The organism is Pelomonas nitida, assembly GCF_043555975.1.
In the GTDB taxonomy this organism is placed as follows: domain Bacteria; phylum Pseudomonadota; class Gammaproteobacteria; order Burkholderiales; family Burkholderiaceae_C; genus Pelomonas; species Pelomonas nitida.
The window spans coordinates 48,057-59,917 of sequence record NZ_JBIGIA010000008.1; the positions used below are offsets into that span (position 1 = coordinate 48,057).

The window sequence follows — 11,861 nt, forward strand, 5'->3', positions numbered from 1 at the left end:
AGATCCCGCCGGTGGACTCTGGATTTTCGGCATGTGAGCCTGCGCTCACACCTTGCCAAGCCCTTGATAAATATGGATTTCTGATCGGTCAATGACGGGAAATTGCCCTTGAAAACTTCTGTCAATTCAGGGAGTTCGGGCCCGCTGGGGCCCGAACTCTTTCGACGGCGGGAGCCCGCTCAGGCGCGGGCCGCGTTGGCGTCGGCGACCGTCAGCGCGGTCATGTTGACGATGCGGCGCACGGTGGCCGACGGCGTCAGCACGTGCACCGGCTTGGCTGCGCCCAGCAGCACCGGGCCGATGGCGATGCCGCCGCCGGCGGTGGTCTTGAGCAGGTTGTAGGAGATGTTGGCGGCGTCGATGTTGGGCAGCACCAGCAGGTTGGCCTCGCCGCTGAGCGTGCTGTGCGGCATCAGCTGCTTGCGGTAGCCGGCATCCAGCGCGGTGTCGCCGTGCATCTCGCCGTCAACTTCCAGCCACGGCGCCAGTTGCTGGACCAGCGCCAGCGTGTCGCGCATCTTCACGGCGGAGGGCTTGTCGCTCGTGCCGAAGTTGCTGTGCGACAGCAGCGCGGCCTTCGGGCTCAGGCCGAAGCGGCACATCTCCTGCGCGGCCATGATGGTGATCTCGGCTAGCTGCTCGGCGGTCGGGTCGTAGTTGACGTGGGTGTCGACCAGCATGACCTGGCGGCCCGGCAGGATCAGCCCGTTCATGCAGGCGTAGGTCTTGACGCCGGCGCGCTTGCCGATGACCTGGTCGATGTACTGCAGGTGGGTGGCCGTCGTGCCCCAGGTGCCGCACAGCATGCCGTCCACTTCGCCCTTGTGCAGCAGCATGGCGCTGATGAGCGTCAGGCGGCGGCGCATCTCGATCTTGGCGAGCTGCTGCGTGACGCCCTTGCGCTCTGTCATGCGCAGATAGGTCTGCCAGTAGTCACGGTAGCGGTCGTCGTGCTCGACGTTGACGACGTCGTAGTCGCGGCCTTGCTGCAGCCGCAGGCCGAAGCGCTCGGCGCGCTCGGCGATGACGGCCGGGCGGCCGACCAGCGTCGGGCGGGCCAGGCCTTCGTCGACGACGACCTGGGCCGCGCGCAGCACGCGCTCTTCTTCACCCTCGGCGTAGGCGACGCGCTTGTTGGGCGCCCGCTTGGCGGCGGTGAAGATGGGCTTCATCGTGTTGCCGGAGGCGTAGACGAAGCTCTGCAGCTTTTCGCGGTAGGCGTCCCAGTCGGTGATGGGCCGGGCGGCAACGCCCGAGTCCATCGCGGCCTTGGCGACGGCCGGCGCGATGCGCATCATCAGGCGCGGGTCGAAGGGCTTGGGGATGAGGTATTCGGCGCCGAAGGACAGCGTCGCGCCGACATAGGCGGCGGCCACCACCTCGCTCAGCTCGGCCTGGGCCAGGTCGGCGATGGCGTGGACGGCGGCGATCTCCATCTCGACGTTGATCGTCGTCGCGCCCGAATCCAGTGCGCCCCGGAAGATGTAGGGGAAGCACAGGACGTTGTTGACCTGGTTGGGGTAGTCCGTGCGGCCCGTGGCCATGATGGCGTCGCTGCGCACCTTCTGGACTTCCTCGGGCAGGATTTCGGGCGTCGGGTTGGCCAGCGCGAAGATCAGCGGCTTGGCGGCCATCGTGGCCACCATGTCGGCCTTCAGCACGCCGCCGGCAGACAGCCCCAGGAAGACGTCGGCGCCGTCGATGACCTCGCGCAGCGTGCGCTGGCTGGTCTTCTGGGCGAACTCCGCCTTGTCGGGGTCCATCAGCTCGGTGCGGCCCTCGTAGACGACGCCGGCCAGGTCGGTCACCCAGATGTTTTCGCGCGGCAGGCCCAGCTTGACCAGCAGGCCCAGGCAGGCGAGCGCGGCGGCGCCGGCGCCCGAGGTGACGAGCTTGACCTTGGTGATGTCTTTGCCGACGACCTTCAGGCCGTTCAGGAACGCGGCGCCGACGACGATGGCCGTGCCGTGCTGGTCATCGTGGAAGACCGGGATCTTCATGCGCTTGCGCAGCTCGCGCTCGACGTAGAAGCAGTCCGGCGCCTTGATGTCTTCGAGGTTGATGCCGCCGAAGGTGGGCTCGAGAGCGGCGATGCAGTCGACCAGCTTGTCGAGGTCGTTCTCGGCCACTTCGAGGTCGAAGACGTCGATGCCGGCGAACTTCTTGAACAGCACGCCCTTGCCTTCCATGACCGGCTTGGAGGCCAGCGGGCCGATGTTGCCCAGGCCCAGCACGGCGGTGCCGTTGGACACCACGGCGACGAGGTTGCCGCGCGAGGTGTAGCGGAAGGCGTTGGCCGGGTCGGCGACGATTTCCTCGCAGGCGGCGGCCACGCCGGGCGAATAGGCCAGCGCGAGATCGTGCTGGTTGACGAGCTGCTTGGTCGCCGCGATCGCGACCTTGCCCGGCGTCGGGAACTCGTGATATTCGAGAGCGGCCTGGCGGAGCTGGGCGCGTTTTTCTTCTGGGCTGGGCATGTCGAAAGCGGGCAAAAGTCGGCCTGGTTCGGCCGGCGGGGTGGGAATCATGCCACTGCACCCGGGTCGGGTGGCTGCGGATGTCCACACGGAGACAATCGCGGCCATGGGTGAATTCGATCTGATCCGGCGCTTTTTCCAGCGCCCAGCGCCGGCCGGCGTGGATGTCGGCGTGGGCGACGACTGCGCGGTGCTGGCGCCCACGCCCGGCCAGCGCTGGCTGGTGTCCAGCGACATGCTGGTGGAGGGGCGGCATTTCCTGTCCACGGTCGACCCGGCCCGGCTCGGCCACAAGGCGCTGGCGGTCAACCTCAGCGACCTGGCAGCCTGCGGCGCCACGCCGCGCGGCTTCACGCTCGCGCTGGCGTTGCCGCGCGCCGACGAGGCCTGGCTGGCCGGCTTCGCGGGCGGCCTGCTGGCGTTGGCCGACGCGCACGGCTGCCCGCTGGTCGGCGGTGACACGACGCAGGGCCCGCTGAACCTGTGCATCACGGTGTTTGGCGAGGCGCCGGCCGGCCAGGCGCTGCTGCGCAGCGGCGCGCGCGTGGGCGACGAGATCTGGGTGTCCGGCACGCTGGGTGATGCGCGGCTGGCGCTGGAGGTCTTCCGCGGCTCTGTGGCGTTGGACGGCGCGGGTTTCGCGGCCGTGCGCGAGGCCATGGAGCGGCCGACGCCGCGGCTGGCCCTCGGCCAGGCGCTGCGGGGCCTGGCCACCTCGGCCATCGATGTGTCCGACGGCTTGCTGGGCGACCTGGGCCATGTGCTGGCCGCCTCGGGTGTCGGGGCGCGGCTGGACGTGGACGCCTTGCCGCGCAGCGCCGTGCTCGCGTCTCAGCCCGTGGCGTTGCGGCACCTGTGCGGGCTGGCCGGTGGGGACGACTACGAGCTGGTGTTCACGGCGCCGCCGGGCGCCCGGCTGCCGGATGTCGGCGTCGCGCTGACGCGCATCGGCGTCATCGAGGCCGAGCCCGGCCTGCGCGTCGTGGATGGCCGCGGCGAGGCCGTCGCGCATGGCCTGCAGTCCTTCGACCACTTTTCGTCATGAGCGATTCCCCCACCCAAGACACCTCGCCCGCTGAGCCGCCGGTGGCGATGCCCGAGCCCACCCGGGCCCCCATCCGGCCGACGCCGGCCTTCATGCTGCGGCACCCGGCGCGCTGGATCGCGCTGGGCTTTGGCAGCGGGCTCAGCCCCAAGGCGCCGGGCACGGTTGGCACGCTGTGGGCGTGGCTCGCGTTCTGGGTCATCGCGCCGTGGCTCAACGATGTGGGTTGGGCGGCGCTGATCGCCGGCGGCACCGTTGTCGGCTGGTGGGCCTGCACACGTTGCGCGCGTGACCTGAACACCGCCGACCCGGGCGCCATCGTGTGGGACGAGGTGCTGGCGTTCTGGCTGGTGCTGTGGCTGATCGGCCCGGCCTCGTTCGTCGCGCAGCTTGTGGCCTTCGGCCTGTTCCGCTTCTTCGACGCGGCCAAGCCCGGCCCCGTCGGCTGGGCGGACCGCCTGTTCAAGGGCGAACGCGGGCGGCCCGTCACCTGGGCCCAGGGCTTCGGCATCTTGTTCGACGACTTCGTGGCGGCCGGCTGTACGCTCGCCGTCATCGCGCTGTACCGCCACTTCCTGGGGTGATGTCATGACTACCGACAACGCCGAACTGGTCGAGCGCATCGCCGTGGCCCTGACGCAGCGGCGTGAGCGCGTCGGCACGGCCGAGAGCTGCACCGGCGGCCTCATCGCCGCCGCCTGCACCGACATCGCCGGCTCCAGCCAATGGTTCGAGCGTGGCGTCGTCAGCTACAGCAACGAGGCCAAGACCGAGCTGCTGGGCGTGCCCAAGGCGCTGATTGCGCAGCACGGCGCGGTCAGTGCCGAGGTGGCCGAACACATGGCGCGCGGCCTGCTGGCGCACGCGCCCGTCGACTGGGCGCTGTCGGTCACCGGCATTGCCGGGCCCACGGGCGGCAGCGAGGCCAAGCCGGTCGGCACGGTCTGGCTGGCACTGGTGCACGCGGGCCGGCCAGCGCAGGTGTGGCGGGAGCTCTTCAGCGGCGACCGCCTCGCGGTGCGCGCGCAGACGGTGGCGGCCGGGCTGGCGGCGCTGTGCGAGGCACTGGAAGACCGGGAGCGCTGAGCCCGTTCAGCCCAGCTGCGCCAGCACGCTTTCGGCCGTCAGCGTGCCGGCTTCGGGAGGGGCCCAGGCCTGCGCCCAGGCGATGAAATCTTCCTGCGGCATGGGCTTGCCGATGAAGTAACCCTGGCCCTCGTCGCAGCCCAGCTGGGCCAGCAAGGCCCAGGCCTTGGCGGTCTCCAGGCCTTCGGCAACGACCGTCAGGCCCAGGTTGTGCGCCAGCTCGATGGTCGAGCGCACGATGCGCGCGTCGTCCAGGTCGCGCTCCATGGCCATGACGAAGCTCCGGTCGATCTTGAGTTCGTCCACGGGCAGCCGCTTCAGGTAGGCCAGCGACGAATAGCCGGTGCCGAAGTCGTCGATGGACAGCTTGAAGCCCATCGCGTGCAGATGCTCCAGCGTCGACAGCGCGCGTTCGGGGTCGTCCATGATGGCGCTCTCGGTGATCTCCAGGCACAGGGCGCTGGCCGGCACGTTGCGCGGCGTGATGAGCGCCTCGATCTTGGCGGGCAGGTCCTGGTCCATCAGGTCGCGCGTGGAGAGGTTGACCGACAGCCGCAGGTTCAGCCCTGCATCGAGTGCGTCGCGCGCGAACCTGGCGGCGCCCGACAGCACCCAAGCGCTGAGCATGCGGATGAAGCCCGTCTGCTCGGCGAAGGGGATGAACTGCATGGGCGGCACGAGGCCGCGGGTCGGGTGTTGCCAACGCACCAACGCCTCGGCGCCGATGACGCGGCCGGTCTGCAGGTCGATCTTGGGCTGCAGGAACAGCCGCAGCTCGTCGTTCTCGACGGCGCGGCGCATCTCCGACAGCAGCGACAGCGACTCCTGGCTGCCGGCGTCCAGCTGCGCGTGGTAGATCAGGCTGCCACACTGGCGTGCCTTGGCCGCGTACATGGCCAGCTCGGCCCGGCCCAGCAGCAGGTTGACCTCGTTGCCATGTTCGGGGAACAGCGCGATGCCGATGCCGGCGCTGAGGTCCACCGTCTCGTTGCCGAGCTGCAGGGGGTTCTCGAAGTCCTTCAGGATGGTCAGCGCCGTCTCGCTTGCGAGCATCGCGTCGGTGTGGGTCAGCAGGATGGCGAACTCGTCGCCCGACAGTCGCGCGAGCACCGAGTGCGCCGGCTCGCACAGCGCCTGCAGGCGGCCTGCCACGCTCTGCAGCAGGCGGTCGCCGATGTCGTGGCCCAGCACGTCGTTGACATGCTTGAAGCGGTCCAGATCCAGCATCAGCACGGCGCCCGTGGTGTGGCCCTGGGTCAGGTGATGCTGCAGGAGCTCGGCGAAGCGTGCCCGGTTGGGCAGCAAGGTGAGCGGGTCCACATAGGCGAGGTGGTTCACGAGCATCTCGCGGCGGCGGATGCCCTCACGCATGCTTTCGAGGGCGAGCGCCAGTTCGTGCACTTCGGCGAGACGCGATGACGACGGCACAGGCGTGTCGTAGTCGCCGCCCTCCAGCCGCCGTGCGGCGCCGGACAACGCCGCGATGGGGCCGCCGATGCCACGCGCCAGCAGCACGCTGAACAGCGCAAACACGGCGACGCTCAGCAGCGTCAGCGCGAGCAGCACGACTTGCAGCTGCCGGTACGGTGCGAGCGCGGCGTCCAGCGAGCGCAGCAACAGCACGCCCAGGCGCTGTTCACCCTGCAACAGCGGCACGAAGCGCGCGCGCATGCGCTCGCCGGCCAGCGCCAGCACGCCGTCGCCCGGTGCGGCTGCCGTGAGTTGCGACGCCAGGGCGCCTGCCGCCTGCGGGCCGAGTGTGCTGACCATGCCTTGCCAGGCCTGGCCCGGCGCCTGCAGCAGTGCAACGCCCTCCAGCTCCGACAGCGCCTTCAGGTCGTCCAGCACCGTCTGGTCCAGTGCGAAGCCCATCAGCACCCAGCCGACGGGCGCCGGCGTGCGCACCTGCACGGCGACCAGCTGATAGGCCTGCCCGCCCTGCACGGCCAGCATGCCGCCGTCGCGCGCCCCCACGAGCTGGCGCAGCGCGCCGCCGAAGGCGGCCGCACCGTCGCGCGTCGCGGTGACCAGGCGCTGTTGGTCGTCGAAGTACGCGACGACCGACGCGCCGACGCGCTCGCCCTGGTTGGCGAGCGCATCGCGGATGGTCTCGGCGGTGCCCTGTTCGGTCAGCGACAGGCCGATGGTCGTGCGAAAGCCGTAGTCCTTGGCCAGCAGCTCGGCGGCGTCGCGCAGCTTGCCGGCCCGCTGCTCCAGCAGGCGCTGCAACACGCGCTCGCCGGTGTGCAGCTCGGCGGCGAGGGATTCGTCGGCGTCGTGCGTGATGCTGGCGCGGATGGCGCTGAAGCTGAGCGCCTGCACGATCAGCAGCAGCCCGAGGAAGAGGCCGGCGATGCGGCCTTCGAGACGGTGGGGGTTCAGCCAGGAGGGCCAGCGCATGGCGAAGGGGTCAGTCGGTCAGGGTCAGGGTGCGCGTGCCACCGTCGGCTGGCACGTCCAGGCGCAGGCTCTGCAGCGTGGCGGACCGCTGCCCGGCGTGCCAGGCCTTGACGGTGTGCTCGCCGGCGGGAATGTCGAACGTCGCCTGTCCGCGGGCGTCGGTCCGCGCGAAGAGCGGGGTGTCGACGACGACGACATGGGCACTCATGCGGTCGTGGATGTTGCAGCCCAGCGTGGCGACGCCGGGCTTGTCGAAGACGATGGGTTCGGCCGGCGTGCCGGCATAGAGCTTGATGTCGATGACCTTGATCGGCGAGATCGAGTAGACGTGATGCCGCACGGTGTCGAAGTTCGGGAAGCTCACGGCCGTGCCGGTCTGCACGATCAGCAACTGGGGTGTGAACTGGCGGTCGCGCTGGCCCATCTCCGCCCGGGCCGTCGTCGTCTTCGCGGCGCGGCCGTGCACCTCCACGGCCACAGCGGCACCGGCCAGCGGCTGCCCGTCCGGCCCGGCCAATTGCACGGTGACCGGTGCGGCGAACGTGGCGGCCGGGGCCAGGACGGCGGCGGTGGCAGCGAGGCGGCGAAAGGGCGTCATGGCGGCGGGCTCAGGGGCCGACGATAGCCCAATCGCGCTCAGCGCACGGTGAGGGCCACCCCGGGTTTGCCGCTGGCGGTTTCGGCCAGCATCAGCGCGAATCGTCGCAGGGCGGCCCAGGGGTCGCTGGGCCAGTCGGGATGGCGCAGACCCTTGACGAGGCCGTCGCACACCTGCGCGGCCTGGATCAGCCGGCCGGCCTGGGCGCCGTCCAGGCGCGGCGCAATGCGCTCCACCAGCCGCTCCTTCGCACCCCAGACGCGGGCCTCGCGCATGGCCATCGGCAGCGGGCGGCCGGCGTCCAGCGCGGCGCGCACACGGGCCAGCGCGCGGGCGTCCTCGGCCAGGTTCCAGTGCACCAGCACGGCGGCCTCGCCCTCGGCCTCCAGGCCGTCCAGCATGCGCAAGAGCCGCGGCACGTTGCCGGACAGCACGGCCTCGCTGAGCTTGAACACGTCGAAGCGCGCCACGTCCAGCACGGCGGCCTCGATGTCGCCGAGCGTCAGCTCACCCTGGGGGTGCAGCAGCGCGAGCTTCTGCAGCTCCTGGTGGGCGGCCAGCAGGTTGCCTTCCACGCGGTCGGCGAAGAAGGCCAGCGCACGCTGGCCGTCCTCGCCTTCGGGCACCGATTGGCCCTGGGCTTTGAGCCGCTGCGCCAGCCAGGCCGGCAGCATCCGGCGCTCGACGGGCTCGACGCGGATGGACACGCCGTGGCCGTCCAGCGCGGTGAACCAGGCGCTGGAGAGCTGGGTCTTGTCCAGCCGCGGCAGCGTGACGAGGGTGAGCACGTCGTCGGGCGCGGCTTCGGCATAGCGCTGCAAGGCCTCGGAGCCGTCCTTGCCGGGCTTGCCGTTGGGGATGCGGATCTCGATGAACTGGCGCTCGGCGAACAGGCTCATCGCCTGCGCGGCGGCCAGCACCGGCGCCCAGTCGAAATAGGCGCCGGAGACGATGAAGATCTGCCGCTCGCCGAAGCCCTGTGCGCGGGCGGCGGCGCGGATCTGATCGGCCGCTTCCTGCGCCAGCAGCGGCTCGTCGCCGTGCACGGTGTAGATGCGGGCCAGGCCCTTGCTGAGGTGGGCGCCCAGGCCGTCCGCGCGGAGTTGCATCAGCTTTGGATCTTGATGACCGCGAGGCGGCGCATGACCTGCGCGATCGCGTCGGACTGCATCGCGCCGTAGAGGTTGGCGGCCTCCTGCTCCTTGGCCAGCGCCGTCGTCTCGGTGTAGTTCATGTCGCGCGTCAGGGCCAGCTCGACCTTGGGGAGCAGCAGCTCGCCGGCCGCCGTGCGGATCAGGTAGTCGAAGTGCAGCCGCAGCTGCCATTCGCGCACCTGGCCCACGCTGGTGGACGCGACCACCGTGCGGTCACGGTGCTCGTTGAGCACCTCCAGCACGACCTGCGCGCGGCTGGGGTCGTCGACGATCTGCACCGGCGTGCGCTTGATCTGGCGCTTCAGGCCGGCGGCCAGCAGCGAGTCGGGCGCAAAGCCGGTCAGCGCCAGCGTCTTGAACTGCAGCTCGGGCTCGCGGCGCAGCTCGAAGCCGCAGCCGGCGAGGGCCGTCAGACCGAGGAGGAGGGCGCGGCGCTGCATCGCGTTAAACCACGATGTTGACGAGGCGGCCCGGCACGATGACGACCTTCTTCGGCGCCTTGCCTTCGCTGAACTTGGCGAACTCGGGGTTGGCCAGTGCGGCGGCCTCGATGGCGGCCTTGTCGGCACCGGCCGGCACCTTGACCGAGCCGCGCAGCTTGCCGTTGACTTGCAGCATCAGCTCGATCTCGTCCTGCACCAGCGCAGCCTCGTCGACCGTGGGCCAGGGCGCGTCGAGCAGGTCGCCCAGTTCGGCGGCGAAGCCCAGGTCTTGCCACAGCGTGTGGCTGATGTGCGGCGTGGCCGGGTAGAGCACGCGCAGCAGCACCGAGAAGCCGTCACGCACCGCCGCAGCCTGGCCTTCGGCCTTGAAGCCTTCCAGCGCGTTCAGCAGCTTCATCGCGCCGGAGACGACGGTGTTGTACTGCATGCGCTCGTAGTCGTAGCTGACCTGCTTGAGCACGTTGTGCACCTCGCGGCGCAGCGCCTTGCCGTCACCGCTCAGCGCGGCGAAGTCGCTGCCGCCGGTCTTGATGGCGTCGGCATTGCGCGCACCGAAGTTCCACACGCGCTTCAGGAAGCGGTGCGCGCCTTCCACGGCCGCGTCGTTCCACTCCAGCGTCTGCTCCGGCGGGCTCGCGAACATGACGAACAGGCGGGCCGTGTCGGCGCCGTACTGGTCGATCAGCGCCTGCGGGTCCACGCCGTTGTTCTTGGACTTGGACATGGTCGTCATCTCGTACTCGAGCGGCGTGCCGTCCTTCTTCAGCGTGGCGCCGAGGATGCCGCCCTTGTCGTCGTGGATGACGTCGATCTCGTGGTCCCAGTAGTAGTCCTTGCCGCCGCCCTCGGGCTTGTGGAAGAACGCACCCTTGAGCACCATGCCCTGCGTCAGCAGCTTCTCGAACGGCTCGCTGACCGTGACCAGCTTCAGGTCGCGCATGACCTTGGTCCAGAAGCGCGCGTACAGCAGGTGCAGGATGGCGTGCTCGATGCCGCCGATGTACTGGTTCATCGGCATCCAGTACTTCGTGCCGTCCGCGACCATGGCCTGGTCGTTGGTCGGGTCGCAATAGCGCATGAAGTACCACGACGAGTCCACGAATGTGTCCATCGTGTCCGTCTCGCGGCGCGCCGGCTTGCCGCACTTCGGGCAGCCCACGTTCAGGAAGCCGGCGTGCTTGTTCAGCGGGTTGCCGCTGCCGTCGGGGATCAGGTCCTCGGGCAGCACGACCGGCAGGTCCTTCTCGGGCACCGGCACCACGCCGCAATCGTCGCAGTGGATGATGGGGATGGGCGTGCCCCAGTAGCGCTGGCGGCTGATGCCCCAGTCGCGCAGGCGCCAGGTGGTCTTCTTCTCGCCGATGCCTTGAGCGGCCAGCAGCTCAGCGACCTTGTTGACGGCGTCGACATGCGACAGGCCGTTCAGCACGCCCGATTCGATGCAGCGGCCTCGTGTCTTGTCGCCGTACCACTCGGCCCAGCGCTTGTCGTCGTAGGCCTGGCCGTCGATATCGACGACCTGTTTGATCGGCAGACCGTACTTGTTCGCGAACGCGAAGTCGCGCTCGTCGTGCGCCGGCACGCCCATGACGGCGCCGTCGCCATAGCTCATCAGCACGTAGTTGCCGACCCAGACCTCGACCTGCGCGCCCGTGATCGGGTGCGTGACGAACAGGCCCGTGGGCACGCCCTTCTTGTCCTGCGTGGCCAGCTCGGCCTCGGTCGTGCCGCCGGCCTTGCATTCCTCGATGAACGCAGCCACCTCGGGCTTGGTCTTGGCCGCGATGGTGGCCAGCGGGTGTTCCGGCGCCACGGCGCAGAAGGTCACACCCATGATGGTGTCGGCGCGGGTCGTGAACACCCACAGGCGCCCACCGCCGCCTTCGATCGTGTGCGGGAACGCGAAGCGCACGCCCTGGCTCTTGCCGATCCAGTTCTCCTGCATCAGCCGCACGCGCTCGGGCCAGCCGCTGAGGTAGTTGGGGTCTTCCGGGTTGGCGACCGCCGACAGCAGCTCCTCGGCGTACTGCGTGATCTTCAGGTAGTAGCCGGGGATCTCGCGCTTCTCGACCAGCGCGCCCGAGCGCCAGCCGCGGCCGTCGATGACCTGCTCGTTGGCCAGCACGGTCTGGTCCACCGGGTCCCAGTTGACGACCTGCGTGCGGCGCTCGGCGATGCCGGCCTCCAGCATCTTCAGGAACAGCCACTGGTTCCACTTGTAGTAGCTGGGCTGACAGGTCGCGACCTCGCGGCTCCAGTCGATGGCCAGGCCCATGGCCTGCATCTGGCCCTTCATGTAGGCGATGTTGGAGTACGTCCACTGCGCGGGCGGCACCTTGCCCTTCATCGCGGCGTTCTCGGCCGGCAGGCCGAAGGCGTCCCAGCCCATGGGCATGAGGACGTTGTAGCCCTTCATGCGCAGCTGGCGGGCCAGCATGTCGTTGATCGTGTAGTTGCGCACATGGCCCATGTGCAGCTTGCCGCTGGGGTAGGGCAGCATGGAGCAGGCGTAGAAGTGCGGCTTGCTCGCGTCCTCGGTCACGCGGTAGGCGTCGCGCTCCGTCCAATAGGCGCGGGCGGCGGCTTCGATCTCGTTCGGTTGGTAGCTGGGCGCTTCGGTCTTGGCGTTCATGCGCCAAATTGTAGGTGGCCCCTCTC

The 11,861-nt window shown here is 69.7% G+C and carries 9 protein-coding genes; 3 read left to right on the plus strand and 6 right to left on the minus strand.

Going from position 1 to position 11,861, the window contains the following annotated elements:
- Positions 1–179: 179 nt before the first annotated feature.
- Positions 180–2,477 (minus strand): NADP-dependent malic enzyme, encoded by a 2,298-nt coding sequence (locus ACG00X_RS11885; protein ID WP_394488391.1) that lies wholly within the window; start codon positions 2,475–2,477, stop codon positions 180–182.
- 106 nt (positions 2,478–2,583) lie between these two features.
- On the opposite strand from ACG00X_RS11885, the gene thiL reads away from it, so the two are divergent.
- Genes thiL through ACG00X_RS11900 form a run of 3 tightly spaced genes read left to right on the plus strand, consistent with a single transcriptional unit; the run spans position 2,584 to position 4,608 of the window.
- Positions 2,584–3,522 (plus strand): thiamine-phosphate kinase, encoded by a 939-nt coding sequence (gene thiL / locus ACG00X_RS11890; protein ID WP_394488392.1) that lies wholly within the window; start codon positions 2,584–2,586, stop codon positions 3,520–3,522.
- A complete protein-coding gene (locus ACG00X_RS11895) occupies positions 3,519–4,106 on the plus strand; it encodes a phosphatidylglycerophosphatase A family protein (protein WP_394488393.1) in 588 nt (195 codons plus the stop codon). The genes thiL and ACG00X_RS11895 overlap by 4 nt, the downstream gene beginning before the upstream one ends.
- Positions 4,107–4,110: 4 nt before the next feature.
- Positions 4,111–4,608, plus strand: a complete 498-nt coding sequence (locus ACG00X_RS11900) for a CinA family protein (RefSeq protein ID WP_394488394.1) — start codon at positions 4,111–4,113, stop codon at positions 4,606–4,608.
- 6 nt (positions 4,609–4,614) lie between these two features.
- On the opposite strand, the gene ACG00X_RS11905 is transcribed toward ACG00X_RS11900, so the two are convergent.
- From ACG00X_RS11905 to leuS, 5 genes are read right to left on the minus strand one after another with little or no spacing between them, the layout of a single operon-like run.
- Positions 4,615–7,008: a putative bifunctional diguanylate cyclase/phosphodiesterase gene (locus ACG00X_RS11905; RefSeq protein ID WP_394488395.1), complete on the minus strand. Its 2,394-nt coding sequence runs from the start codon at positions 7,006–7,008 to the stop codon at positions 4,615–4,617.
- Positions 7,009–7,018: 10 nt separating this feature from the next.
- Positions 7,019–7,606: a methylamine utilization protein gene (locus ACG00X_RS11910; protein ID WP_394488396.1), complete on the minus strand. Its 588-nt coding sequence runs from the start codon at positions 7,604–7,606 to the stop codon at positions 7,019–7,021.
- Positions 7,607–7,644: 38 nt separating this feature from the next.
- Positions 7,645–8,715 (minus strand): DNA polymerase III subunit delta, encoded by a 1,071-nt coding sequence (gene holA / locus ACG00X_RS11915; RefSeq protein ID WP_394488397.1) that lies wholly within the window; start codon positions 8,713–8,715, stop codon positions 7,645–7,647.
- Complete coding sequence (locus ACG00X_RS11920; RefSeq protein WP_394488398.1) at positions 8,715–9,200, minus strand: LPS-assembly lipoprotein LptE; 486 nt, start codon at positions 9,198–9,200, stop codon at positions 8,715–8,717. The genes holA and ACG00X_RS11920 overlap by 1 nt, the downstream gene beginning before the upstream one ends.
- A 4-nt stretch (positions 9,201–9,204) precedes the next feature.
- Positions 9,205–11,835 (minus strand): leucine--tRNA ligase, encoded by a 2,631-nt coding sequence (gene leuS / locus ACG00X_RS11925; protein ID WP_394488399.1) that lies wholly within the window; start codon positions 11,833–11,835, stop codon positions 9,205–9,207.
- Positions 11,836–11,861: the final 26 nt, after the last annotated feature.